Source organism: Peteryoungia rhizophila, from assembly GCF_004912145.1.
Classification (GTDB): domain Bacteria; phylum Pseudomonadota; class Alphaproteobacteria; order Rhizobiales; family Rhizobiaceae; genus Allorhizobium; species Allorhizobium rhizophilum.
The window spans coordinates 863,550-887,152 of the sequence record NZ_STGT01000002.1 but is presented as its reverse complement, the minus strand read 5'-3'; the positions used below and the strand labels follow the sequence as shown (position 1 = coordinate 887,152).

Here is a 23,603-nt window from a genome sequence, read left to right as displayed (position 1 = left end):
CGATCGGGAGCTTTCGCCCCACCTGACGCGTTGATCGGGTCCAACCATCACACCAGGAGGAATTGATGAAGCGTCTGCCCCACATTCTCGCCGGAACCATGCTGAGCCTCAGCGTCGCGACGTTGCCGGTATTTGCCCAGCAGGCCGGCACGCCGGTCGAGACCAATGCCCCCAACGCGCCCGATCAGCAGCCGGCCTTCGGTGGCCAGACCCGCGCGCCTCAGCCTGCCGAGGTGGCCAAGATCAAGACCGAGGTGGTGGCCGAGGGCCTGCCGCATCTCTGGGCCATGGAATTCCTTCCCGATGGTCGCATGCTCGTGACCGCCAAACAGGGGGCCATGCACATCATCGGCACCGACGGCAAACCCGGCCCCGCGATCGCCAACGTCCCCGAAGTCCTGGCCAACGGTCAGGGCGGGCTGCTCGACGTTGCACTCGCTCCGGATTATGAGACTTCGGGCAAGATCTTCTTCTCCTTTGCCGAACCGCGTGAAGAGGGCAACGGTACTTCCGTCGCCACGGCACGCCTGGTCGCCGACGATCAGGGCGGCGGCGCATTGGAGGATGTCAGTGTGATCTTCAGGCAGATGCCGAGTTATAACGGCGACAAGCACTTTGGTTCCCGCCTCGTCTTCGGACCCGAGGGTGAACTCTATGTGACCGTCGGCGAGCGCTCCGACGCCGAGCCACGTGTCCAGGCCCAGGATCTGCAGAGCGGGTTCGGTAAGATCTTCCGCATCAGCCAGACAGGCGAAGCCCTGCCCGGCAACCCCTTTGCCGGCGAAGACGGCGCGTTGCCCGAAATCTGGTCGCTCGGCCATCGCAACCTGCAATCCGCAGCCTTGGACGGCCAGGGCCGCCTCTGGACAGTGGAGCATGGCCCCAAGGGAGGCGACGAGCTGAACCTGCCCGAAGCCGGCAAGAATTACGGCTGGCCGGAAGTGACATACGGCGTCGAATACAGCGGCGCGGAAGTCGGCGACGGCGTCACCCAGATGACCAATACCGAGCAGCCGGTCTATTACTGGGACCCGGTCATCGCACCCTCTGGCATGGCCTATTATGACGCCGATGCCATCCCGGAATGGAAGGGCGCCTTCCTCGTCGGTGGCCTCGTTAGCCAGGGCGTCGTCGTCCTTCACATGGAAAACGATCGCGTCAGCCACGAAGAGCGCGTCGCCCTTGACGCCCGGATCCGCGACGTGAAGGTCGGCCCCGACGGCGCCGTCTACGCCGTCACCGAACAGCGGGGCGGCGGCAATTCGACAATCATCAAACTGACCAAGGGTTGAGCCACACTTTCCGCCCCTGGTCTCTCACGATCAGGGGCGGAACGCCAAGGGATGATCAACAAGAGCACGGTCGACCGTCACAAGCCGCAGCCCTTCGACGTGACATTGCGCGAGAAGCAAGCGGTCGAACGGATCTCGCGTGGGTGGTTCCGGCTCAATGGGATAGAACACGTGCGCGACATCGATGCCGCGCAAGCCCAAACCGCTGGCTTTGAGGAAAGGCGGAATGTCGATCAATGGGAGCCTGGGACTAAGTTTACCAAGCCGCATCTTGATGGCAATCTCCCATAAGCTTGCGACGCTGTAGACGTGGCGTCCCGGCGCCTCATCCAAGATGGACCTGATCTCCGAAAATCTCGGATTGATGACACCATCTGCCGCCGCGATCACGTAATGCGTGTCGAGCAGCAGGCGCATCTCAGGGTAAAGGCCTCAGAAGAAAATCCTCCGGAAGAGGATCGTCGAAATCTTCAGCGATAAATCCCGGCCCGCGAACGATACCGCGAGAGCGCAGATATGCCTCACCGGCCTCCCAATCGATACCTTTTCCCCTCTGCTCCGCCTCTTCTGCAGCCGTCCCCGCATGAGGCACAAGATCCAGCACCGGCCTGCCGTCCCGCGTTACGGTCACGACCTCGCCCTGCTCGACGGCGTCGGCGAGGGCTTCCAGATCGCGCGTGGCTTCCTGCAGGCTGACTGTTTTCATGCAACCGAAGATATCACAGGCGCATTCCGGCCTCAACAGAAGCCCAATATGCGAGAAAGGCCCGCCTTGCGACGAGCCCTTCCTAAAGCCGATGAAACTCGGAGATTACTTCAGCGAGGCGCAGAACCGCTGGATGCGGCTGCAGGCCTCTTCCAGCTTGTCGTTCGAGGTCGCGTAAGACACGCGGAAGTTAGGGCCGAGGCCGAAGGACGAGCCGTGCACGGTGGCCACACCTTCGGTTGCCAGCAGTTCCATGACGAAATCCTCGTCATTCGCGATGACCTTGCCCGACGGTGCCGTCTTGCCGATGAGGGCGGCGCAGGACGGGTAGACGTAGAAGGCGCCTTCCGGCTTGGGGCATACGATGCCGGAAGCCTGGTTCAGCATCGAGACGACGAGGTCGCGGCGCTCCTCGAAGGCCTTCTTCGATTCCGTGATGAAGTCCTGCGGACCGTTCAGCGCCTCGACGGCTGCCCACTGGGCAACCGAGCAGGCGCCCGAGGTCTGCTGGCCCTGGATCATGTCCATGGCCTTGATCAGCGGCAGCGGGCCCGCCGCATAGCCGATACGCCAGCCGGTCATCGCATAGGCCTTGGACACGCCGTTCATCGTCAGCGTACGCTCGTAAAGTGCAGGCTCGACCTGGGCCGGCGTGTAATAGACAAAGTCGCCGAACACGAGATGCTCATACATGTCGTCGGTCAGAACCCAGACATGGGGGTGCTTCATCAGCACGTCGGTCAGCGCCTTCAGCTCTTCCTTGCTATAAGCAGCACCAGATGGGTTGGACGGCGAGTTGAACATGAACCACTTAGTCTTCGGCGTGATCGCCTTGTCCAGCTGTTCGGTGGTCAGCTTGAAATTGTTCTCGAGAGTGGTCTCGACATAAACAGGCGTGCCGCCGCACAGCGCGATCATTTCCGGATACGACACCCAGAACGGCGCCGGTATGACGACTTCATCTCCCGGATTGATCGTTGCCATGAAGGCGTTGAAAAGAATTTGCTTTCCACCGGTGCCGACGATCACCTGCTCGGGCTTGTAGTCGAGCCCGTTCTCGCGCTTGAACTTATCGGCGATCGCCTTGCGCAGTTCCGGAATACCGGCCACCGGCGTGTACTTCGTCTCGCCACGAGCGATGGCGGCCACGGCCGCGTCCTTGATGTTCTGCGGCGTATCGAAGTCGGGCTCGCCGACGGAGAGCGAAATGACGTCTTTCCCCTGCGCTTTGAGTTCCCGGGCCATCTGCGTGACGGCGATGGTCGCGGAAGGCTTGATGCGGGAAAGGGCGTCGGCAAGGAAAGCCATTGTGCGTGTCCTGAGCTGATTGAACATCGACCCCGGTCCCCGGGGCCTCAGGTCCAAGCTCTATGGCGAAAGAGGCCCTGCCTTTCAAGCCAAAAGCATCGAAAGCCGAAGAGATTCGCGTCACGGTGCCAATGCCCGATCCGCACCGATTCTGTGGCGACCGGCGAAATCACAATTCGACATGGGAAACGCCACAATTTCGTCGTCCTGCCGACGTGATCACGCGGTTTCATGCGGTCAAGTCAACTAGCTGAAGGCGCCCGCCATGGATTACGAATTGGAAACATGCACGCCCCCTTCCCGTCGAAGCCGTTCGCTCGCCTGGTTGGCAGCCGCCAGCGGCCTGGCTCTGGCCCTGTTCATGTTCGGCAGCCCCGGAGCCGCCACGCCTCCCGGCACCGAGCCGGCCGCCCAAAGCCTAGCGGCGCCGGGTGCCCATGCGGATCATGTAACGACGGGAAGCATCATCCGCGCCGCCCCCGTCCGGCTGGTCCACGTCCCGGCCACACATGGCCAGGACCTGCCACTGCCGCAGACCGAGCGCCATCTTCTCATCGTCCTTCTCTTCGCCTGCTTTGCCGTCATGGCGGCCGGCGGGCTGGCCCTATGGAAGCGCGGATGGCACGACATCGTGCACAGTTCCGGTTCCGACGATCGGTAGGAAAATAGTCTACTTGATATATATGTAGTTTCGTAGATACTGTTTCCCACTGAATGGGAGGAGCCATCATGAAACGCATTGCAGTCCTGGGTGCCGGTCTCGGCGGCACGATCATGGCCTATGAATTGAGAGACCGCCTTGGGCGGGAGGTGGAGATCAACCTTCTGAGCAAGGGCGCGACATATTCCTTTGTGCCCTCCAACCCCTGGGTGGCAGTTGGGTGGCGCGGACGCGAGGAAATCGAGGTCGATCTTCGCCCCGCCTGCGCCAAGCGCAACATCACCCTGCATGCCCAAGGCGCGGCCCGCGTCCATCCGGGTGAAAACCGTGTCGAAATGCTCGATGGCAGCTCGCTCGACTATGATTACCTGGTCATCGCCACCGGCCCCGATCTCGCCTTCGACGAAATCGAGGGCTTCGGTCCCCAGCACCATACGCAGTCCGTCTGCCATATCGATCACGCACTTGCGGCAAAGGAAGCCTTCGACAAGCTCGTCGCCAATCCCGGCCCGGTGGTGATCGGCGCCGTTCAGGGCGCCTCCTGTTTTGGACCGGCCTATGAATTCGCCTTCATCCTCGACAAGGCCCTGCGCGACGCCAAGGTCCGCGACCGCGTGCCGATGACCTTCGTCACCTCCGAACCCTATATCGGCCATCTCGGCCTGGATGGCGTCGGCGACACCAAGGGCTTGCTGGAAAGTGCAATGCGCTCGAAGCACATCAAATGGGTAACCAACGCCCGCGTGAACCGGTTCGAGAACGACAAGGTCGTCGCCGAAGAGATCAACGAGGACGGCAGCGTCAAGGCGACCCACGAAATCCCCTCGGTCTATACGATGATGCTCCCGGCCTTCCGCGGTGTCGAAGCAATCAGAGGCATCGAGGGCCTGACCAATCCGCGCGGCTTCATCCTCGCCGACAAGCACCAGCAGAACCCGACCTACCGAAACGTCTTCTCTGTGGGAGTCTGCGTCGCGATCCCGCCCATGGGCAAGACACCCGTACCGGTCGGCGTGCCGAAGACCGGCTTCATGATCGAATCCATGGTGACAGCGACGGCCCACAACATCGCCAATCTGATCGCCGGCGAGGAGGCCAATGCCCAAGGGACATGGAACGCCGTCTGCCTTGCCGACTTTGGCGATGGCGGCATTGCCTTCGTCGCCCAGCCGCAATTGCCGCCCCGCAACGTCAACTGGTCGTCTCAAGGCAAATGGGTTCACGCAGCCAAGATCGGCTTCGAAAAATACTTCCTCTACAAGGTGAAGCTCGGCAAGTCGGAGCCCTTCTACGAAAAGCTCACCCTCCAGGCCCTCGGCATCGACAAGCTGAAGGCCGTCAGCTTCGACACTTGAACGACGCGGCTGCGCCCCTTCACAATCCGGTCAGGAGGCGCATCCTGGCCTCTGACCGCCTTGCCGCCGGCATTTCCATCCCACATTGTCGAAAGGCGCATGAGACCAAAACTCATGGGATATGCCGGGACGAGGAGATGAAGATGCTGAATCTGTCGGACAAGACGAAGCTGCTGGCAGCGCCTATTGTTGTACTCTCCCTCGCCCTGCCCGCCTCGGCACAGGACCTGGATGAACACCGCGCCGGTACAGTGACCCTCGAAGTCACCACTGTCGCCGGCAACCTGGAGCATCCCTGGTCCGTCGAGGTGCTGCCTGATGGATCCTATGTCGTGACCGAGCGCCCCGGCCGCATGCGCATCATCAGAGACGGAAAGGTCGGCGAGCCTCTTCGCGGGCTTCCGAAGATCGCCGCCACGGGTCAGGGTGGCCTTCTCGATGTGGCGCTGGCGCCCGACTTTGCCGAGACACGGCGCCTCTTCTTCACGGCTGCAGCCCCCGGCCCGGGCGGACAGGGCACGGCAGTCTTTGCAGCCCGTCTCAGCGATGACGAGCAGCGCCTGGAAGGGGTCGACCGCATCTTCCTGATGAACAAGCTGACACGGGCCGGCCAGCATTTCGGATCGCGCATCGCCATTGCCGCCGACGGCAGCCTCTTCTTCGGCATCGGCGACCGGGGTGACGCAGATCGTGCACAGGACCCCGCCGATCACGCCGGCAAGATCATGCACATCAACCCGGACGGCAGCCCGGCGAACGGAAACCCGCAGGGTCAGGCTCTGCCGGAGGTCTGGTCCAGCGGCCACCGCAATCCGCAAGGTCTCACAATCGATCCCGCCGACAACCGCCTCTATACCGTCGAACACGGTGCCCGCGGGGGAGACGAAATCAACGCACCGCAGGCCGGCAACAATTACGGTTGGCCGGTCATCTCCTACGGCAAGCATTATTCGGGTGCGGAAATTGGCATCGGACAGTCTGCCGACGGATACGAGCAGCCGCTTCACTACTGGGATCCATCGATCGCACCCGGGGCGCTTGCCATTTATCGTGGCGCAATTTTTCCGGAGTGGGATGGTGACTTTCTGGTCGCTGCCCTCAAATACCAGCTCCTGGCGCGCATGGAGCGCAACGACGACGGCTCGATCGCAGCCGAAGAACGCATGCTGGGCGGCGAATATGGGCGGATCCGGGACGTGAAGGTTGCGCCCGACGGCTCTATCCTGTTGGTGACCGACGAAGAGGACGGGCAATTGTTGCGCATCACGCGTGGCAGCGAGAGCTGAGGACAGCCAATACAAGGCTGCATGTCCCCCGATAGAAACCAAATCTGGGTCGAAATCGCAGCTGGAAGGCGCCGCTTCCGAACAGCCTCGAAAATCGAACACGGGAAATTTTCACCCGCAAAATTCCGTGTTTACGCAGCCAATTCACCCAATCTCCATCGCAAGCGATGCAAATTTTCGACGAAATGACGCGATGAGGGCTTGCCGAGCTCGCGAATCACGCTGTTCGCACTGAAAACAAAGGACTCTCACCCATGAAAGGGTTAAAACTTTCGCTTGCCAATTTCCGACAAAGCAAGCACTCTTCGGCTGTTCGGGCAATTTTGCGAGCATGGGAAGACCTATAAAGTAATGCGCGCCGGGGACGCTATAACAACCCCGGGCAGACCAACTACAGTGGATGGTGACATGCACTTGGCTAGTCTGCGGTAACAGGGCCCCTTTCCTCCAATTTCGACAAATGCCTGTCGCTCACCCGCTCGCGGGTACATTGCAATGCTGCCCCGCCGAATATGGGCAGAGAGAAAAGGACCTGACGCATGGCCGAGACTGGCACTGTAAAATTCTTCAATACCGACAAGGGCTTTGGCTTCATCAAGCCCGACAATGGCGGCGCGGACATCTTCGTCCACATCTCCGCTGTTCAGGCATCGGGCCTGTCGGGTCTGACCGAAAACCAGAAGGTCAGCTTCGACACCGAACCCGATCGCCGTGGCAAGGGCCCTAAGGCCGTAAACCTGCAGATCTCCGGCTGATTTAAACCGGATTTCCACGAATTGCGGCCCGGCATTTTTGCCGGGTTTTTTCGTTCAGCCTGCGTTCAGGCGACACCTCATAGATTGCGATCATCGCCGGTGGCCCGAACAGCCAGCACCGGCTCATGGTTTCGCCAAGGCTGAGGAACAGACGTCATGATGAAATTTGCGCAAAACGCTCTTCTCGCTGCTGCAGTCACCCTGACGCCAATCGCTGCCGCGACGCAGGCCGAAGCCGGTGACCGCTATCATCGCCAGCACCGTGGCGACGACGCCTTGGCGCTCGGCGTACTCGGTCTGGCGACGGGCGTCATCGTCGGTTCGGCACTCGCCAACCCGGCACCTCAGCGCCGCGTCTACGTCGACCGTCCGGTCTCCGTCTACGACGAGCCGGATTATTACGTCGATGACTACCCACCGCCGCCGCCACGCAACACCTATCGTCCGCGCCCGGTTTATCAGCAGCCACAGCCGGTCTATCAGTCCTACGGCATCGAGCCCTGGACCGGCGCATGGCACGACTACTGCTCGCAGCGTTACCGGAGCTTCAACCCGCGCACCGGCACCTTCGTCGGCTATGACGGCCGAACACATTTCTGCACGGCCGGCTGAGCCGGACCGTAACCGCACCGCAGAATGACAAAAGCGCCGGTCACCCGGCGCTTTTTCTCGTTCAGAGGCCCTGGATGAAAGGATTGGAACGGCGCTCGTCGCCGATGCGGCTGCCGGGCCCATGCCCGCAGATGAAGCCGACATCGTCGCCGAGCGGAAGGACCTTGTCGCGGATCGAATTCATCAGCGTCTGGTGATCACCCCCTGGCAGATCCGTGCGTCCGACAGAACCGCTGAACAAGACGTCACCGAGATGGGCGAATTTCTGGCCCCGATTGAAATAGATGACATGACCAGGCGCGTGGCCCGGGCAATGATAGACCTCGAAGCTGTGATCGCCGAAGGATACAGTGTCTCCGTCTTCCAGCCACTGGTCCGGAACAACGCTGCGCAGCCCCTCGATGCCATAGGTCGCGGCCTGGGTCTCGATCCGCTGCAGCAGCGGCAGGTCGTCCTTGTGCGGGCCGATGATGGTGAGCCCCGTCTTTTCCTTGAGCTCGGCGGCACCACCGGCATGATCGAGATGGCCATGCGTCAGCCAGATCGCCTTGAGCGTGATGCCGTTCTCAGCGATCACCTGCAGGATGACATCGACATCACCACCCGGATCGACGATCACGCCCTCACGCGTCTCGTCGTCGAAGAGGATGGTGCAATTCTGCTGGAAGGGGGTGACGGGGATGATGCCCGCTTGAATCTGTCCCATCGGCGCAAGGTCCTTCTCTCTGTTCGGTAAGGCGCCTTAACACGCCCCTTCGACGAGAGAAACCGCGAGCCCGGCGCACGGGGGTCAGCGCGACAGGCCGTAGACCTGCGACACCGGCGAGGCCGGAAGAATGGACGCCTGCGCGACAAGGAAGCTCGCCACCATGATCTTCGCGGTGAACACCAGCACGGCAACAGGACGAAGGCTGGAAGTCTGGGTCGTCTGCTCGTGGTCCGTCATGGTCATGGTCCTCTCTCCTTGCGCAAACCTCGCCGATGCGGCTTGTCCCGGGCTTGGCGCTTGATCACTGCTGAAGTAACGAGGCTGGCAGCGATAGGTTTCGCATTCGCGCCTCTAAGCTGTGCGATCTGCGTAAATTTGTTGGAAATTTGCTACACTTGCGCATAGTTTTGCCTGCAATCCCCGCCAGTGAGACGAGGATGGATGGCCGGCCGCGTAAGATGGCATGGCTGCGGGGGAAGCATCGACCCTGAGCGATGAATGATGAACCGGCGGTCGCGAGCGACATTTCGCGTGCGCCGGAGGAAAGGAATGACGAGCGTGGCCCGACAGTCTGCGACGAAGACTGCCAAGAAGATCCTGCCGGACCTGCCGGTGGTCGATGACAAGTCGATCGACTTCGAAACCATCGAGAGCCTGTTTTTCGCCTATCGTGATTTCGTGTCCGATCCGGACGCCATCCTCGCCAAGCTCGGCTATGGCCGCGCCCATCATCGCGTCGTACATTTCGTCAGCCGCCGTCCGGGCATGACGGTCGCCGACCTCCTGTCCATCCTGCAGATCACCAAGCAGAGCCTCGCGCGCGTGCTCAAGGAACTGATCGACAGCGGCTACATCCGCCAGATGGCCGGCCCAGCCGATCGCCGCCAGCGCCGCCTTTATCCGACGCTCGCCGGCCGCGAGCTCGCCCTCGCCCTCTCGGAACCTCAATCCCTCCGCATTGCACATGCCATGCAGGGCATGACATCAGACGAGCGCGCGACCGTGCGGCGCTTCCTCGAAGGCATGCAGAAGCAGACCGTGACCCAGCCCCTCGAGACGGATGGAGCAGACTGACGTGTCAAAGAAGATCGAGCTCACCGACGACGCTCCGCATCTCCTCGTGGTCGACGACGACACCCGTATCCGCGACCTCTTGCACCGCTTCCTGACGGAAAAGGGCTTTCGCGTCACGGTCGCAGCTGATGCCGCCGAGGCACGCCGCAAGCTGGAAGGCCTGAGCTTCGATCTTCTCGTCCTCGACGTGATGATGCCGGGTGAATCCGGTCTGTCGCTCACCCAGAGCCTGTCCGACGAGAAGCGGGTGCCGATCATCCTTCTCACCGCCCGCTCCGAGGCAGACAGCCGCATCGCTGGTCTCGAAGCCGGCGCCGACGATTACCTCGCCAAACCTTTCGACCCGCGCGAACTGGTGCTCAGGATCAACAACATCCTGAAGCGCAACATGAACCCGGATGCACCGAAGATCGAGCAGGTCATGTTCGGCCCCTACACCTTCTCGGTGCTGCGCAAGGAATTGCGCAAGGGGGCGGAAGTCATCCGGCTGACCGACCGCGAGCAGGACATCATGTATCTCTTCGCCACCCGCGCCGGCGACACGATCCCGCGGCACGAACTGGTCGGCAGCGATGCCGAGGTCGGAGAACGCACGATCGACGTCCAGATCAACCGTCTCAGGCGCAAGATCGAAGACGACCCGGCCAATCCCGTCTGGCTGCAGACGGTGCGCGGCATCGGCTACAGACTGAGCATGGATTGAAGCCTTAGGCGACGGCGCGTGATGCGCCGGGGAAGTAGTGGTAGATGACGCTGTTCGATCAGATCCGTCGCGATCAGGACCGCAGCCCGGCAAGCGGCCTGTCGGGCATGTTGCGCTGGCTGCGGCACCGTCTGCCGACCGGTCTCTATGCTCGTTCGCTGCTCATCATCATCCTGCCGATGCTGATCCTGCAGACCGTCGTTGCCTTCGTCTTCATGGAACGACACTGGCAGCTGGTCACCGAGCGCCTCTCGGAGGCCGTCACCCGCGACATCTCGGCGGTGATCGAACTGATCGAGCTCTACCCAGAGAGAGAGGACTTCGACAAGATCGTCAACGTGGCGGCCAATCGCCTGAACCTGATCGTCTCGCTCGAACCGGGCACGGAGCTCCCCTCGCCCCGCCCGCGGCCCTTCTTCTCCATCCTCGACCAGATCCTCTCCGACGAGATCGCCGAACAGATCCGCCGCCCCTTCTGGATCGACACGGTCGGCACCTCACGCCTGGTCGAGATCCGCATCGCACTCGACGATCAGACCATACGCATCTTTGCCTCGCGCAATTCGGCCTATGCGTCCAACACCCATATCTTCCTCGTCTGGATGGTCTCAACGGCGCTCGTGCTGATCGTCATCTCCATCCTCTTCCTGCGTGGCCAGATCCGCCCGATCACGGCACTGGCGAACGCGGCCGAAAGCTTCGGCAAGGGCCAGCGCTTGTCGGAAGGCTTCTCGCCGCGCGGCGCCGACGAAGTGCGCCGCGCCGGCCTCGCCTTTATCCTCATGCGCGAGCGCATCGAGCGCCAGATGGAACAGCGCACTGCCATGCTGGCAGGCGTCAGCCACGACCTGCGCACCATCCTCACGCGTTTCCGCCTGCAACTGGCGCTCGCCGGCGACGGGCCGGAACTCGACAACCTGAACCAGGATATCGACGACATGCAGAGCATGCTCGAAGGCTATCTGGATTTCGCCAAGGGAGAGGTGGAAGAGGACGTCGGCAGGCTCGACCTCGGCGAACTCTTCGAACGGGTCGAAGCGGACTTCGCACTGCATGACCGAAAGCTCACCTGGAAGCTCGAAGGCGATCCCCTGGTCTATGTCCGTCCCAATGCCTTCACGCGTCTGGTCAACAACCTCGCATCGAACGCCCGCCGCTACGCGCACCGCCTCGATATCGATGCCAGACACACGGCGAAATGGCTGGTGATCACATTCGACGACGATGGTCCCGGGATCCCGAAGGAGGCGCGCGACGACGTATTCAAGCCCTTCTACCGCCTCGACGAGGCACGTAACCTCGACGCATCGGGCACGGGCCTGGGCCTCGCCATCGCCCGCGACATCGCGCGCAGCCACGGCGGCAATGTCACGCTGGAAGACAGCCCACTCGGCGGCCTGCGCGCCATCATCCGCGTCCCGGTCTGAGTTCGACCCTGAATTGAAAAGGGGCCCGAAGGCCCCGTAAATCACATTAGCTTCTTGCCGTTTGCCACCGGCTGCTCGACCGCCGCCAGCACGATTGCGCCATTGGCATCCTCGAAGCCGAGCGTCAGAACCTCGGAGCGAAACGGCCCGATCTGGCGCGGCGGAAAGTTGACGACACCAAGCACCTGCCGCCCGACCAGCGTCTCTGGCGTATAATGCACGGTGATCTGCGCCGACGATTTCTTGATTCCGATCTCGGGGCCGAAATCGATCTTCAACTTGAAAGCCGGCTTGCGCGCCTCGGGAAACTCCTCGACTTCGACGATCGTGCCGACGCGAACATCGACCTTCTCGAAGTCGGCAAAGGTGATCTCGGATCCGCTCACTCTGCCAGTTCCTCGGCCCGCTTGCGTGCCGCCTCGATCGCCTGATCGAACAGCGGCTGCATGCCGTCTTCGGCCATCAGCACGGAGAGTGCTGCCGCCGTCGTACCGCCGGGAGAGGTCACATTCTTGCGCAGCTGGGCAGCCGGGTCGGGGGACTGGTGCATAAGTTCACCAGCCCCCGCGACCGTTTCTCGTGCGAGGCGCATGGCGAGGTCCGCCGGCAGGCCGGCTTTGCGGCCCGCCTCTGCCATGCATTCGACGAGATAGAATACATAGGCCGGACCGCTGCCCGAGACTGCGGTCACGGCATTGATGTCTGCTTCACTCGTCACCCATTCGACAGGACCAGAGACCTGGAGCAGACGATGTACGATGTCACGCTGGATGCCGGAAACGGCCGCATTGGCGAAGGCGCCGGTGACGCCGCGCCCAACCATGGCAGGCGTGTTCGGCATGGCACGCACCATGGCCGACTTGCCGAGATGGCCTTCCATCGAGGCAATCGTCTTGCCGGCCGCGACGGAGACCACTGTCGACTGCGCACCGACGAGGGATTTCAGGCCCGGAAGCACGGCATCCATCACCTGCGGCTTCAGGGCGAGGAAGAGGATATCGGCGACCAGTCCATCCGGAGGCGTGACAGAATGCTGCGCGCCGGCGTCGTTGATGACAGCCATCATCTTTTCGGACGGACCGGGATCGAGCACTGTCACCGACGACCCGGGGACACCGCTTTTCAGCCAGCCGGCCAGCATCGCGCCGCCCATATTGCCGGCTCCGACCAGGACGATCTGTCCGAATGCGGCATTCGTCATGCTCAGGCTTCTCCGACCGTCTCGAAGAGAACGGCATCCATTGCGCTCTTGGCGTCGACACCGGACCATACGACGAACTGGAATGCCTGATAATAGGCCTCGCATGCGTCGACCGCGGAGGAGAGCAGAACTTCGACCTGGCGATTGGTCGGCTCGGCACCGCCGGCGAGCAGCAGCGACTGGCGGAAGATCACCACATCCTCGTTCCGCCACAGGTCGAAATGCCCCATCAGGACCTGACCATTGATGTAGGAGAGTAGCTTGATGACTTCGTTGAGACGGTTCTCGGGGATCTTCAGATCGAAGGCGGACGCCAGATGCAGCGCCTCGAACTCCTCCATCCAGGAGAAGGAGACATGATAGTCGGCCCAGCGCCCCTCGACGGTCATTGCGATTTCGTCTTCGCCCGAACGTTCGAACGACCAGTCATTGGTCGCCGCAACAAACTCGATCATGTCGACCGGGTTTGACTGGCGTTCGACTTCGATTTCCATGAGGCTCATGCATCACCTTCTTGACCGGAATGAATACGGGCACCCGGCAAACCGCCGGGCCACTCGGACACCTGAACCGGAAATTACTGAAAACGATTCCGAAGGACCCCAGGGTAGAACACGCACCCTGCCCGAAACTTACGCGGCACCACTCAGAATCATCGTTGAAAATCAGTGTATAATCGTGAGGGGCCAGCACCAGCCCCCATCGCCACATTTGGCCTACACGCCTGTGGATGGCGCTTTTAGAATCGCCTTTGCATCACCCCATAAGCGACTCTGGCGATTGGCTTTTTGGCACCTGTCCACAAGCTGCATTTTTTTCGTCGCAGGCGGCCTCGAATTGACCGGTCAAGGTGCTGAAAACGCAAAAAGACCCAAAGCCACAGGCAATGGGTCTTCGCCAGATCTGATAACGACAACCGACGCGCCCCGAAAAGGGGACGGGCGACTTACTTGGCCTGGGCCGAAAGCTGCGCTTCCAGAGCCTCGAGGCGCTTCTGAAGAGCATCATTCTCCTCACGCGCCTTCAGCGCCATCTCACGCACCACGTCGAACTCCTCGCGCTTGACGAGGTCCATGCTGTTCAGCCAGCGCTCGGCCTGGGCGTGGAAGGCGGTTTCCACTTCCTTGCGAACGCCCTGGGCGGCGCCGGCGGCATCGGTCATCAACTTGGCGAAATCATCGAGAATACGGTTGGGGCCGGTCGACATGGAAAACTCCTCTCAAGCAGACAGCGGACTGGGATTGAACCCTTGGTGAAGGAGGTAGGACCAGATCCGCCGCCATGCAAGACGGCAACGGCATATAAAGGTGGTTGACGGTGTCGCAGACGGCCCGATTCCATCTTGACCGTGCCAATGCGCAACGCCATTTTCCAGCAGCATTAACGAAAGTACTCCATTGTTGTCAGTTCTGGACCTTTTCGCCGCCGTATCCTTTCCCGCGATCGACCCGGTCGCCTTCTCGATCGGACCGCTGGCGGTCCATTGGTATGGGCTGGCCTATGTCGCCGGCATTCTGATCGGCTGGATGATCGCCCGCGACTTGCTGAAACGCCCACATCTCTGGCCGAACGGCCAGGCACCGGCGACCCTGCAGCAGATCGACGACTTCATCCTCTGGGCAGCGATCGGGGTCGTCGCCGGCGGCCGCATCGGTTATATTTTCTTCTACGACTTCGCTTCGGTTGCGGCCAATCCGATGCGCGCGATCGAGGTGTGGAACGGCGGCATGTCCTTCCATGGCGGCTTCATCGGCGCCACGCTCGCCATGGTCCTTTTCGCCCGCAAGCATCAGATCCGCCTCTGGAGCCTGTTCGATCTCGTGGCGAGTGTCGTACCGCTCGGCCTGCTCTTCGGCCGCATCGCAAACTTCATCAACGGCGAACTCTGGGGTCGCCCGGCCGATGTGCCATGGGCCATGGCCTTCCCGACCGGAGGTCCCTTCCCGCGTCATCCGAGCCAGCTTTACGAAGCAGCCCTTGAAGGCCTCGTCCTGCTGATCGTGCTCCAGGTCCTCGCCCGTTCCTTCGGCGCCTTGGCCGCACCTGGCCGCATCACGGGCATCTTCGTCGCCGGCTATGCGGCCGCCCGCATCTTTGTCGAGTTCTTCCGCGAGCCTGACGTCCAGCTCGGCTATCTTTTCGGCGGCTGGCTAACCATGGGCATGGTCCTGTCGCTGCCCATGCTGCTGATCGGGGTCGTCATCTTCATGCGGGCTGGACGCGCCACCCCTGCGACGCAAGGCTGAGGAGCGCCGATGGCCACACCACTCGCCGAGAAGATCAAGTCGCTGATATCGGCCAATGGCCCGATCAGCATCACCGATTACTTCGCGCTCTGCCTCGCCGATCCCGAACACGGCTATTACCGCACCCGAAATCCCTTCGGCCGGGACGGAGATTTCGTCACCGCACCTGAAGTCAGCCAGCTTTTCGGTGAAATGCTCGGCATCTTCATGATCAACACCTGGCAGCGCCATGGCGAACCCCGGGACGTACGCCTCGTCGAGATCGGCCCCGGCCGCGGCACGATGATGACCGACATGCTGCGCGTGATCGCCCGCGCAGCCCCCAATCTCTACGAGACCGCCACCGTGCATCTCGTCGAGACCAGTGCTCTCCTCAAGCTCACACAGATGGAAACCCTGTCCTCTCACGGCGACAAGGTTTCCTGGCACGAGAGCTTCGACGGCGTGCCCGAAGGCTTCACACTGCTCGCCGCCAATGAGCTCTTCGATGCGATTCCGATCCGGCAGTTCGTCAAGACGCCGAACGGCTTTCGCGAGCGCATGGTCGGCCTGGATGAAAATGGTGAGCTCTGCTTCACGCTGGGTGTTGCCACGCTCGATCCCGCCATGCTGCCACAGGGCATCAGCCCCCCCGCCGACGGTGAAATCTTCGAGGTGGCCCCTGCCCGCCAATCGGTCATGCTGACGATCTGCGAGCGCCTGATCGCGCATCATGGCACGGCACTTATCATCGACTACGGCCACATGGTCACCAACTATGGCGACACGCTGCAGGCCGTGCGCGCCCACGAATATGACCCGCCGCTCGCCCATCCGGGCCATGCCGACCTCACAAGCCATGTCGATTTCGAAAACCTGGCACGCACCTCGCTTGCAGCCGGCGTCCATCTCAACGGCTGCATGCACCAGGGCGACTTCCTGGTCGGGCTCGGTATCGAGCAGCGGGCGGCGTCCCTCGGTCGCGACAAGGACGAGACGATGCAGGCCCAAATCGTCGAGGCGGTGCATCGTCTGGCCGGTGCCGGCAACGGCTATATGGGCGAACTGTTCAAAGTCATGGCGGTCTCCATGCCTGCGATCCATTTGCAGCCATTCAAGCCCAAGCATTGACAGGGAGGTGCGCGATCTGCACGATCGCGCCGATTCAGAACGGCTCGAATTTAAAGAAAGCCGATTGAATCCAATCATTTCGCATCATCCGCATCGCAGACGCGTGATTTGCCAAGGCTCAGGAGACAAATCATGAGCACAGCCGACCAGCCACGCCCCCTCACCGCCGAAAGTCTCGACGCCACAGGCCCAGCCGGCATTCGCCACGGCTTCTTCACCCGCGGCGGTGGCGTCTCCGAAGGCATTTATCGCGGCCTGAATGTCGGTCTCGGTTCGCATGACGATCCTGAGAAGGTTCTCGAAAACCGCCGCCGCGTCAGCGCCTGGTTCGGCCTGCCGCTGGAACGCCTCGCAACCGCCCACCAGGTCCATTCGCCCGACGTCGTGCTGGTCACCGCCGATTATGACGGCAGCCGCCCTGAAGCCGATGCTCAGGTCACCGCGAGCCCCGGCGTGGTCCTCGGCGTGCTGACGGCGGATTGTGGTCCGATCCTGTTCGCCGATCCGGAAAACCGGGTCATCGGTGCGGCCCATGCCGGCTGGAAAGGTGCCCTTGGCGGCGTGCTGGAAAACACGGTTGACGCCATGATCGCGCTCGGCGCGAAGCGTGACAAGATCCGCGCCACGCTCGGCCCGTCGATCTCCCAGGCCAGCTACGAGGTCGGCCCCGAATTCGTCGATCGCTTCCTCGCGGCCAACCGCGATTTCGAGGCCTTCTTCACGGCATCCACAAAACCCGGCCATGCCATGTTCGATCTGCCGGGCTTGACCGTCAGGCGCCTGACCGAAGCGGGTGTGACGGCCGACAGCATCGGCCTATGCACCTATGCGGCTCCTGAAACGTTCTTTTCCTATCGCCGGACCACCCATGCGGGAGAACCCGACTATGGGCGACAGATTTCCGCGATCGCGATGATGGAGGACTGAGATGGCCTTGCACTTTACCGAAAGCGAGTTTTCCGCCCGCCGCGCCCGCCTGATGGCGCGCATGGCCGAGGAAAAGCTCGATGCGCTGCTCCTCTTTGCCCAGGAGAGCATGTACTGGCTGACCGGTTTCGACAGCTTCGGCTACTGCTTCTTCCAGACCCTGGTGGTCAAGGCGGACGGCACGTTGACGCTGCTCACCCGGACACCAGACCTGCGCCAGGCCAAGCAGACCTCGACGATCGAGAACATCGTCGTCTGGGTCGACCGCCTGAATGCGGACCCGGCCGTCGACTTGCGAAACCTGCTCAGTGACCTGGACCTCCTGGGCATGCGGGTCGGCGTCGAATACGACACCCATGGCATGACCGGCCGCGTCGCGCGCCTCGTCGACAACCAGCTCACCAATTTCTGCACGGTTTCGGACGCGTCCTATCTGGTCAGCAATCTGCGGCTGGTGAAATCCCAGGCAGAGATCGCCAAGGTCATCCAGGCCGCCGAACTGGCCGACCTCGCCTATGATGCCGCCCTGCCCCTGATCGCGCCGGACGCGGACGAGGCGGACATCCTCGCCGCCATGCAATCGGCCGTCCTCGCCGGCGGCGGCGACTATCCTGCCAACCCCTTCGTCATCGGCTCGGCCGCCGACGCGCTGCTGTGCCGTTACAAGTCCGGCCGGCGTCGCCTGTCACAGACGGATCAACTCACGCTGGAATGGGCTGGCGTCTCGGCCCACTATCATGCCCCGATGCTGCGCACCGTCCTCGTGGGCGACCCGACCGCACGGCATCGGGAGCTGCATGCCGCTGCCCTCGAGGGCATGAAGGCGGTCGAGGCCGTGCTCCGCCCCGGCCACACCTTCGGCGAGGTCTTCGACGCTCATGCTAAGGTCATGGACGACCGTGGCCTGACCCGCCATCGCTTCAACGCCTGCGGTTACTCGGTCGGCGCCCGTTTCGCCCCCTCCTGGATGGAGCACCAGATGTTCCACGCCGGCAATCCCGAGGTGATCTCGGCCGACATGACTCTCTTCGTGCATATGATAATCATGGACAGCGATCGGGAAACGGCCATGACGGTGGGCCACACCTATCTGACCACGGAGACGGGCCCTCGCGCCCTGTCGCGCCACCCGCTCGACCTGATCAACCTGTGATGCAACGCGGTTTTGCCTGTCCATTCAGGGAATTGACAGGCAAAGCATGCTAGGCCCATTAATTGTGACAGGAGTGAAGGGGAAGGACCCGCCGTGGTGAGACATTCCCGCAGACGATCCAGGGGCCTGGCTGCATCCATCGGCTTGCTGATGCTGCTTGCCGGCTGCAACAGCACCGACGTCTTGACGCCGCCCGCAGATGTCGGTGACGGCAGCCAGCCTTCCACCTATTCCCAGCAACTCGGCGCCCCTGCCGGTGGCAGCCAGCCCGTGCAGAGCGCTCCGCTCGGTCAGCCCGGCGCCTATGGCGAGCCGGTCCGCGGCCCGCAGAACTCGCTGGAGGCCCAGGCTGCGGCGCTCGCCCAGGGCGGGCGCAATCCGGCCGCCTCCGCACCGCTCGAAGGTGGAGACAGCCAGGCCTTCCCGAGCGCACCACAGCAAACGCAGCAGCAGCCGGTTCGCCAGCCCTCCCAGCCGGCACAGGCAGCCACCCAGAGCCAGCAGGCGGCTCTGCCACCAGCAGCGCAAGCGACCGGCAGCATCCGCTTCCTGCCGATCATCGGCGCGCCGGTCCAGGCCGTGACGCCACTCTCCCGCCAGCTCGGTGCCGAGGCCCGCGCCCGCGGCCTCACCATCAAGAGCGCCAGCGACGCCTCCAGCGAACACATCCTCAAAGGGTATTTCTCCGCCTTCTCCGACAGCGGCAATGTCACGATCACCTATGTCTGGGACATTCTCGATGCGAGCGGCGGACGCCTGCACCGGATCCAGGGCCAGGAGATTGTCCCCTCGGGAGCACAAGACCCGTGGGCTGCCGTTCCGGCCTCGGTCATGCAGCAGATCGCCACCAAGAGCATGGCCGAATATGTATCATGGCGAAACACACAGGCTGGCTGAACACGAGCGATCGTCGACCGTCAAAACCGCAAATCCTGCGCCCCATTTGACGCATCAACCGAAAATATGGGCCTAGCCGTCCAAACCTCTTGCATTCAGGGGGAAGGGCGCTAAAAAGCCCGCACCTCAGCATGAAAACAGGCGGGCCAAGATGAAGGTTTTCGCAGGTAATTCGAACCGGCAATTGGCCGAAGCGATCTGCTCCTATCTCAATGTACCACTCGGCAAGGCCAGCGTCCGCCGTTTCGCAGACCAGGAAATCTTCGTAGAGATCCAGGAAAACGTTCGCGGCGAAGATGTGTTCGTCGTTCAGGCGACATCCTTTCCGACGAATGACCACCTGATGGAACTGCTGATCATGATCGACGCCTTCCGTCGATCCTCGGCGCGCCGCATCACAGCGGTCCTTCCCTATTTCGGCTATGCCCGCCAGGACCGAAAGGCAGGCCCCCGCACGCCGATCTCGGCCAAGCTGGTTGCAAACCTGATCACAGAGGCCGGCGCCGACCGCGTATTGACGCTCGACCTGCATGCCGGCCAGATCCAGGGCTTCTTCGATATCCCCACCGACAATCTCTATGCCGTGCCGCTGCTGGCAGCCGACATAAAAGAACACTATGACACCAACAATGTCATGGTCGTCTCGCCTGACGTCGGCGGCGTCGTGCGGGCTCGCTCGCTTGCCAAGCGCCTCGACTGTCTGCTCGCCATCGTCGACAAGCGCCGTGATCGTCCAGGTGAATCCGAAGTCATGAACGTCATCGGCGACGTCTCCGGCAAGGATTGCATCCTGATCGACGACATCGTCGATTCCGGCGGCACGCTCTGCAATGCCGCCGACGCCCTCCTGAAGAACGGTGCGACGAGCGTCACGGCCTACATCACCCACGGCGTCCTGTCCGGCGGTGCGGTCACCCGCGTCGCCTCCTCGAAACTGCGTGAACTCGTGATCACGGATTCGATCCAGCCGACGACGGCCGTGCTCTCGGCTCCCAATATCCGCGTGCTATCGACCGCAAACCTCCTGGGAGAAGCGATCAACCGGACGAGCCAGGAAGAATCGGTCTCCAGCCTCTTCGACTGAGGCGGGGACTTTCACGCATTAAGATTAAGATCGACAAAGCAATGTGAGCGGTGTCACACCCACTTGCACAGCCTCTACGCTTTGCATACAGCTTCGCGCGCAATCCTCCATTTCGGAACCGCTTGCCGGCCCTTTGCGCGTGAGTTGATGTCTCTCTCGGTTGAACAACTACTGGCGAATTCAGATCTGCATGAAACGGTTCGGGAACAGTCCCGGGCTTTGCTTCGCGTCAACGACGAGAGCCCGAAGCTCGCCGCTGTTTTCGGAACCCAGCAACGCTGGCTGCTCGGACATCTGGCGATGTCGCAATATTTTCAGGAAGTCGCCCGCGGCAATCCTGATCCCGTGATCCTGATGGCCCGCTATCTCGAGCAGGTGAAGACGCTCGACATATCCTCGGTCAATACGGCGGATGCCTTCATCAAGGAAATGCTGGTCTACGGCATCGCCCAGCAGAGCCAGACGGCCGATCGCCGGAACCGTCCCTTCGTGCCGGCTCCGATCACGGTCGCCGCGACCCGCCACTGGGCCTTCATCCATCTGACGAGCCTCGATCGCCTCGACGGCGGCCACAGGATTGATGCCTTCGAGACGGACGAGACGATCCTTGCGCGCCTCCACCCGGAGATCGCCAAGCGCGCGCTCGTCTCGCCAGAATTTCGCACCCCGCCGCAGACATGGTCGCTCTTCACCTGGCTGAACAATGGCGGCATCGTCATGGACTGGCTGATGGTCGGCGTCGAACCGGTCGGCCCCTCGGTCGAACGCGTGCCCACGCAAGTCCGCTCTGTCCCGGAACTGGCGGAGAACTTCCGCCTGTCTCGCACCCATCTGACCCGCAAGCTGCGGGAGGCCGAAGCCCTCGGCAGCATCGGCTGGGAAGGCAGTCGCGGCCGGTCCACCATGTGGATCTCGCGCGAATTCTTCAGCGAATACATGGCGACGCAGGCCGTCAAGCTGGCTTTCATCGATGCCGCCTGCGAGACCGTCGGCCTGCGCTGACAGAGGGAGCCGGATCAGGGCCGAGCCAGCGGCAGCGGACAGGCCTCGCCTCCGGAGAACAGCCGTGACCGGGTGAGAAAACGCCGCTCCCGACCGTTGTCGAGCGAGAACATCCCACCTCTGCCCGGCACGACATCGATGATCAGCTGCGTGTGTTTCCACACATCATACTGGCTGCCGCTGATATAGAAAGGCACGCCGCCGATTTCGCCGAGCTTCACATCGGTTTCCCCGACGCGATAGTCGCTCGTCGGATAACACATCGGCGAAGACCCGTCGCAGCATCCGCCGGACTGATGAAACAGCACATCCGGATGGTCCTTCCGGATTTCGTCGAGGAAGGCGAGTGCAGCTTCGGTCGCGACGACGCGGGGTTCGCCTGAGTTGGTGGTCGTGGTCATGAGCAACTCCGTCACAGTCCCCTCTCCCCGCCTGCAGGGAGAGGGTTAGGGTGAGGGGCAAATCCGAGCGGCCCCTCATCCGCCCTTCGGGCACCTTCTCCCCGCAAGCGGGGAGAAGGAAGCTCACTCAGAAGAAGCCGAGTGCCTTGGGGCTGTAGCTCACCAGCATGTTCTTGGTCTGCTGGTAGTGGTCGAGCATCATCTTGTGCGTTTCACGACCGATGCCCGACTGCTTGTACCCGCCGAAGGCCGCATGCGCCGGATAGGCATGGTAGCAATTGGTCCACACGCGCCCGGCCTGGATGTTGCGGCCGAAATTGTAGCAACGATTGGCATCGCGGCTCCAAACACCCGATCCGAGGCCGTAAAGCGTGTCATTGGCGATCTCCAGCGCTTCGGCATCGTCCTTGAAGGTGGTGACCGACACGACGGGTCCAAAAATCTCTTCCTGGAACACGCGCATCTTGTTGTGCCCCTTGAACACCGTCGGCTTGACATAATAACCGCCGGCGAGATCGCCCGAGAGATTGTTGCGCTCTCCGCCGATCAGAACCTCGGCGCCTTCCTGCCGGCCGATATCCATGTAGGACAGGATCTTTTCCAGTTGTTCGCTGGAGGCCTGCGCGCCGATCATCGTCGACATGTCGAGCGGGTCACCTTGGCGGATCGCCGCAACACGCTTCAGTGCCTTCTCCATGAAGCGGTCGTAGATCTTCTCATGCACCAGCGCCCGGCTCGGGCATGTGCAGACCTCGCCCTGGTTGAGCGCAAACATGGCGAAACCTTCCAGCGCCTTATCGAGATAGTCGTCATCCTCGCGCATGACGTCCTCGAAGAAGATGTTCGGCGACTTGCCGCCAAGTTCCAGCGTGACCGGGATCAGGTTCTGGCTGGCATACTGCATGATCAGCCGACCGGTCGAGGTCTCGCCGGTAAAGGCGATCTTGGCGATGCGCGGGCTGGTGGCGAGCGGCTTGCCGGCCTCGAGACCAAAGCCGTTGACGATATTGAGCACGCCCGGCGGCAAGAGATCGCCGACCAGTTCGATCCAGACAAGGATCGAGGCCGGTGTCTGCTCGGCAGGCTTCAGCACGACGCAGTTTCCGACCGCCAGCGCCGGCGCCATCTTCCAGGCCGCCATCAGGATCGGGAAGTTCCACGGAATGATCTGCCCGACGACGCCGAGCGGCTCATGGAAATGATAGGCGATCGTGTCGTGGTCGACCTCGCCGATCGTCCCTTCCTGAGCGCGGATGCAGGATGCGAAATAACGGAAATGGTCGATGGCAAGCGGAATGTCCGCCGCCATGGTCTCGCGCAACGGCTTGCCATTGTCCCAGGTCTCGGCCCGGGCGAGCAGTTCGAGATTGTCCTCCATCCGCTGGGCGATCTTCATCAGGATGTTGGAACGCTCGGTGCTTGAGGTACGGCCCCACTTGTCCTTGGCGGCGTGCGCTGCGTCGAGGGCGAGATTGATATCGTGCTCGTCGGAGCGAGCGATATCGCAGAGTTTGCCGCCGGTCACCGGCGTGGTGTTCTCGAAATAGCGACCATTGACCGGCTCGCGGAATTCACCGCCGATGAAGTTGCCGTATTTCAGCTTGAACGGCGAAGCCGCAATGGCCTGGACCTGAATATTCATCTGTCATCCTCCCTGTGCAGGAACCCCTCCCGGGTTCCGATGGAAGAATGAT

At 62.1% G+C, this 23,603-nt stretch carries 27 protein-coding genes; 16 read left to right on the top strand and 11 right to left on the bottom strand.

Annotated elements, in window-relative coordinates:
• Positions 1-65 precede the first annotated feature (65 nt).
• Complete coding sequence (locus tag E9677_RS10160; RefSeq protein ID WP_136557966.1) at positions 66-1,292, top strand: PQQ-dependent sugar dehydrogenase; 1,227 nt, start codon at positions 66-68, stop codon at positions 1,290-1,292.
• A gap of 30 nt (positions 1,293-1,322) precedes the next feature.
• Here the strand turns inward: E9677_RS10160 and E9677_RS10155 are convergent, their stop codons facing one another.
• From E9677_RS10155 to E9677_RS10145, 3 genes are all read right to left on the bottom strand, one after another.
• Positions 1,323-1,709, bottom strand: coding sequence for a type II toxin-antitoxin system VapC family toxin (locus E9677_RS10155; protein ID WP_136557965.1), 387 nt, complete (start codon positions 1,707-1,709; stop codon positions 1,323-1,325).
• A gap of 1 nt (position 1,710) precedes the next feature.
• Positions 1,711-1,998: a type II toxin-antitoxin system Phd/YefM family antitoxin gene (locus tag E9677_RS10150; protein ID WP_136557964.1), complete on the bottom strand. Its 288-nt coding sequence runs from the start codon at positions 1,996-1,998 to the stop codon at positions 1,711-1,713.
• Positions 1,999-2,103: 105 nt separating this feature from the next.
• On the bottom strand, positions 2,104-3,306 hold the full coding sequence (locus E9677_RS10145) for a pyridoxal phosphate-dependent aminotransferase (RefSeq protein WP_136557963.1): 1,203 nt from the start codon (positions 3,304-3,306) through the stop codon (positions 2,104-2,106).
• Between the two features lie 265 nt (positions 3,307-3,571).
• Between E9677_RS10145 and E9677_RS10140 the strand changes: the two genes are divergently transcribed.
• The 5 genes from E9677_RS10140 (at position 3,572) to E9677_RS10120 (ending at position 7,975) form a co-directional block, all read left to right on the top strand.
• Entirely contained in the window at positions 3,572-3,967 is a 396-nt protein-coding gene (locus E9677_RS10140) for a hypothetical protein (protein ID WP_136557962.1), read from the top strand.
• Positions 3,968-4,035: 68 nt separating this feature from the next.
• Positions 4,036-5,322 (top strand): NAD(P)/FAD-dependent oxidoreductase, encoded by a 1,287-nt coding sequence (locus E9677_RS10135; RefSeq protein ID WP_136557961.1) that lies wholly within the window; start codon positions 4,036-4,038, stop codon positions 5,320-5,322.
• A gap of 143 nt (positions 5,323-5,465) precedes the next feature.
• Positions 5,466-6,608, top strand: coding sequence for a PQQ-dependent sugar dehydrogenase (locus E9677_RS10130; RefSeq protein ID WP_408014705.1), 1,143 nt, complete (start codon positions 5,466-5,468; stop codon positions 6,606-6,608).
• 539 nt (positions 6,609-7,147) lie between these two features.
• Positions 7,148-7,363, top strand: coding sequence for a cold-shock protein (locus E9677_RS10125; protein WP_006725577.1), 216 nt, complete (start codon positions 7,148-7,150; stop codon positions 7,361-7,363).
• A 156-nt stretch (positions 7,364-7,519) separates the two neighbouring features.
• On the top strand, positions 7,520-7,975 hold the full coding sequence (locus E9677_RS10120) for a BA14K family protein (protein ID WP_136557959.1): 456 nt from the start codon (positions 7,520-7,522) through the stop codon (positions 7,973-7,975).
• 61 nt (positions 7,976-8,036) lie between these two features.
• On the opposite strand, the gene E9677_RS10115 is transcribed toward E9677_RS10120, so the two are convergent.
• Together E9677_RS10115 and E9677_RS25160 are read right to left on the bottom strand one after the other, a co-directional pair.
• A complete protein-coding gene (locus E9677_RS10115; RefSeq protein ID WP_136557958.1) occupies positions 8,037-8,681 on the bottom strand; it encodes an MBL fold metallo-hydrolase in 645 nt (214 codons plus the stop codon).
• A gap of 84 nt (positions 8,682-8,765) precedes the next feature.
• Positions 8,766-8,927 carry a hypothetical protein gene (locus E9677_RS25160; protein WP_168801162.1) on the bottom strand — a complete coding sequence of 54 codons (162 nt, stop codon included), beginning with the start codon at positions 8,925-8,927 and terminating at the stop codon, positions 8,766-8,768.
• Between the two features lie 306 nt (positions 8,928-9,233).
• Between E9677_RS25160 and E9677_RS10110 the strand changes: the two genes are divergently transcribed.
• Genes E9677_RS10110 through E9677_RS10100 form a run of 3 tightly spaced genes read left to right on the top strand, consistent with a single transcriptional unit; the run spans position 9,234 to position 11,888 of the window.
• Positions 9,234-9,758: a MarR family winged helix-turn-helix transcriptional regulator gene (locus E9677_RS10110; RefSeq protein ID WP_136557957.1), complete on the top strand. Its 525-nt coding sequence runs from the start codon at positions 9,234-9,236 to the stop codon at positions 9,756-9,758.
• Between the two features lies 1 nt (position 9,759).
• On the top strand, positions 9,760-10,461 hold the full coding sequence (locus E9677_RS10105) for a response regulator (RefSeq protein ID WP_235882900.1): 702 nt from the start codon (positions 9,760-9,762) through the stop codon (positions 10,459-10,461).
• Between the two features lie 44 nt (positions 10,462-10,505).
• Positions 10,506-11,888, top strand: a complete 1,383-nt coding sequence (locus E9677_RS10100) for an ATP-binding protein (protein WP_136557955.1) — start codon at positions 10,506-10,508, stop codon at positions 11,886-11,888.
• Between the two features lie 41 nt (positions 11,889-11,929).
• On the opposite strand, the gene E9677_RS10095 is transcribed toward E9677_RS10100, so the two are convergent.
• The 4 genes from E9677_RS10095 to E9677_RS10080 all read right to left on the bottom strand — a co-directional run bounded on the left by E9677_RS10095 (position 11,930) and on the right by E9677_RS10080 (position 14,296).
• Entirely contained in the window at positions 11,930-12,274 is a 345-nt protein-coding gene (locus E9677_RS10095; RefSeq protein WP_136557954.1) for a tRNA-binding protein, read from the bottom strand.
• Positions 12,271-13,089: a pyrroline-5-carboxylate reductase gene (gene proC, locus E9677_RS10090; protein WP_136557953.1), complete on the bottom strand. Its 819-nt coding sequence runs from the start codon at positions 13,087-13,089 to the stop codon at positions 12,271-12,273. Before proC ends, E9677_RS10095 begins: the two co-directional genes overlap by 4 nt.
• A 2-nt stretch (positions 13,090-13,091) precedes the next feature.
• The gene (locus tag E9677_RS10085; RefSeq protein WP_112246519.1) at positions 13,092-13,592 is read right to left on the bottom strand and encodes a type III secretion system chaperone family protein; all 501 of its coding nucleotides are present in this window, start codon (positions 13,590-13,592) and stop codon (positions 13,092-13,094) included.
• A gap of 443 nt (positions 13,593-14,035) precedes the next feature.
• Positions 14,036-14,296 (bottom strand): accessory factor UbiK family protein, encoded by a 261-nt coding sequence (locus tag E9677_RS10080; protein WP_136557952.1) that lies wholly within the window; start codon positions 14,294-14,296, stop codon positions 14,036-14,038.
• 190 nt (positions 14,297-14,486) lie between these two features.
• On the opposite strand from E9677_RS10080, the gene lgt reads away from it, so the two are divergent.
• From lgt to E9677_RS10045, 7 genes are all read left to right on the top strand, one after another.
• Positions 14,487-15,335 (top strand): prolipoprotein diacylglyceryl transferase, encoded by an 849-nt coding sequence (gene lgt / locus E9677_RS10075; RefSeq protein ID WP_136557951.1) that lies wholly within the window; start codon positions 14,487-14,489, stop codon positions 15,333-15,335.
• Between the two features lie 9 nt (positions 15,336-15,344).
• Positions 15,345-16,445, top strand: coding sequence for a class I SAM-dependent methyltransferase (locus E9677_RS10070; RefSeq protein ID WP_136557950.1), 1,101 nt, complete (start codon positions 15,345-15,347; stop codon positions 16,443-16,445).
• Positions 16,446-16,577: 132 nt separating this feature from the next.
• On the top strand, positions 16,578-17,372 hold the full coding sequence (pgeF, locus tag E9677_RS10065) for a peptidoglycan editing factor PgeF (RefSeq protein WP_136557949.1): 795 nt from the start codon (positions 16,578-16,580) through the stop codon (positions 17,370-17,372).
• A gap of 1 nt (position 17,373) precedes the next feature.
• Positions 17,374-18,525, top strand: coding sequence for a M24 family metallopeptidase (locus E9677_RS10060; protein WP_136557948.1), 1,152 nt, complete (start codon positions 17,374-17,376; stop codon positions 18,523-18,525).
• A gap of 150 nt (positions 18,526-18,675) precedes the next feature.
• Positions 18,676-19,422, top strand: a complete 747-nt coding sequence (locus E9677_RS10055) for a hypothetical protein (RefSeq protein ID WP_136558142.1) — start codon at positions 18,676-18,678, stop codon at positions 19,420-19,422.
• A 151-nt stretch (positions 19,423-19,573) separates the two neighbouring features.
• Complete coding sequence (locus tag E9677_RS10050; protein ID WP_136557947.1) at positions 19,574-20,506, top strand: ribose-phosphate pyrophosphokinase; 933 nt, start codon at positions 19,574-19,576, stop codon at positions 20,504-20,506.
• A gap of 147 nt (positions 20,507-20,653) precedes the next feature.
• Entirely contained in the window at positions 20,654-21,508 is an 855-nt protein-coding gene (locus E9677_RS10045; protein ID WP_136557946.1) for a hypothetical protein, read from the top strand.
• A gap of 14 nt (positions 21,509-21,522) precedes the next feature.
• On the opposite strand, the gene E9677_RS10040 is transcribed toward E9677_RS10045, so the two are convergent.
• Positions 21,523-21,909 carry a DUF779 domain-containing protein gene (locus tag E9677_RS10040; RefSeq protein ID WP_136557945.1) on the bottom strand — a complete coding sequence of 129 codons (387 nt, stop codon included), beginning with the start codon at positions 21,907-21,909 and terminating at the stop codon, positions 21,523-21,525.
• Positions 21,910-22,036: 127 nt separating this feature from the next.
• Entirely contained in the window at positions 22,037-23,551 is a 1,515-nt protein-coding gene (adh, locus tag E9677_RS10035; RefSeq protein WP_136557944.1) for an aldehyde dehydrogenase, read from the bottom strand.
• Between the last annotated feature and the right edge of the window lie 52 nt (positions 23,552-23,603).

Bases quoted from the DNA above. Each gene is read 5' to 3' on its own strand.
- E9677_RS10085 (WP_112246519.1), bottom strand. From the start codon at position 13,592: ATGAGCCTCATGGAAATCGAAGTCGAACGCCAGTCAAACCCGGTCGAC.
- E9677_RS10155 (WP_136557965.1), bottom strand. From the start codon at position 1,709: ATGCGCCTGCTGCTCGACACGCATTACGTGATCGCGGCGGCAGATGGT.
- E9677_RS10150 (WP_136557964.1), bottom strand. From the start codon at position 1,998: ATGAAAACAGTCAGCCTGCAGGAAGCCACGCGCGATCTGGAAGCCCTC.
- E9677_RS10130 (WP_408014705.1), top strand. From the start codon at position 5,466: ATGCTGAATCTGTCGGACAAGACGAAGCTGCTGGCAGCGCCTATTGTT.
- proC (WP_136557953.1), bottom strand. From the start codon at position 13,089: ATGACGAATGCCGCATTCGGACAGATCGTCCTGGTCGGAGCCGGCAAT.
- E9677_RS10125 (WP_006725577.1), top strand. From the start codon at position 7,148: ATGGCCGAGACTGGCACTGTAAAATTCTTCAATACCGACAAGGGCTTT.
- adh (WP_136557944.1), bottom strand. From the start codon at position 23,551: ATGAATATTCAGGTCCAGGCCATTGCGGCTTCGCCGTTCAAGCTGAAA.
- E9677_RS10100 (WP_136557955.1), top strand. From the start codon at position 10,506: ATGACGCTGTTCGATCAGATCCGTCGCGATCAGGACCGCAGCCCGGCA.
- E9677_RS25160 (WP_168801162.1), bottom strand. From the start codon at position 8,927: ATGACCATGACGGACCACGAGCAGACGACCCAGACTTCCAGCCTTCGT.
- E9677_RS10135 (WP_136557961.1), top strand. From the start codon at position 4,036: ATGAAACGCATTGCAGTCCTGGGTGCCGGTCTCGGCGGCACGATCATG.
- pgeF (WP_136557949.1), top strand. From the start codon at position 16,578: ATGAGCACAGCCGACCAGCCACGCCCCCTCACCGCCGAAAGTCTCGAC.
- E9677_RS10145 (WP_136557963.1), bottom strand. From the start codon at position 3,306: ATGGCTTTCCTTGCCGACGCCCTTTCCCGCATCAAGCCTTCCGCGACC.
- E9677_RS10040 (WP_136557945.1), bottom strand. From the start codon at position 21,909: ATGACCACGACCACCAACTCAGGCGAACCCCGCGTCGTCGCGACCGAA.
- E9677_RS10045 (WP_136557946.1), top strand. From the start codon at position 20,654: ATGTCTCTCTCGGTTGAACAACTACTGGCGAATTCAGATCTGCATGAA.
- E9677_RS10115 (WP_136557958.1), bottom strand. From the start codon at position 8,681: ATGGGACAGATTCAAGCGGGCATCATCCCCGTCACCCCCTTCCAGCAG.
- E9677_RS10050 (WP_136557947.1), top strand. From the start codon at position 19,574: ATGAAGGTTTTCGCAGGTAATTCGAACCGGCAATTGGCCGAAGCGATC.
- E9677_RS10060 (WP_136557948.1), top strand. From the start codon at position 17,374: ATGGCCTTGCACTTTACCGAAAGCGAGTTTTCCGCCCGCCGCGCCCGC.
- E9677_RS10070 (WP_136557950.1), top strand. From the start codon at position 15,345: ATGGCCACACCACTCGCCGAGAAGATCAAGTCGCTGATATCGGCCAAT.
- E9677_RS10120 (WP_136557959.1), top strand. From the start codon at position 7,520: ATGATGAAATTTGCGCAAAACGCTCTTCTCGCTGCTGCAGTCACCCTG.
- E9677_RS10160 (WP_136557966.1), top strand. From the start codon at position 66: ATGAAGCGTCTGCCCCACATTCTCGCCGGAACCATGCTGAGCCTCAGC.
- E9677_RS10055 (WP_136558142.1), top strand. From the start codon at position 18,676: ATGCTGCTTGCCGGCTGCAACAGCACCGACGTCTTGACGCCGCCCGCA.
- E9677_RS10080 (WP_136557952.1), bottom strand. From the start codon at position 14,296: ATGTCGACCGGCCCCAACCGTATTCTCGATGATTTCGCCAAGTTGATG.
- E9677_RS10110 (WP_136557957.1), top strand. From the start codon at position 9,234: ATGACGAGCGTGGCCCGACAGTCTGCGACGAAGACTGCCAAGAAGATC.
- E9677_RS10140 (WP_136557962.1), top strand. From the start codon at position 3,572: ATGGATTACGAATTGGAAACATGCACGCCCCCTTCCCGTCGAAGCCGT.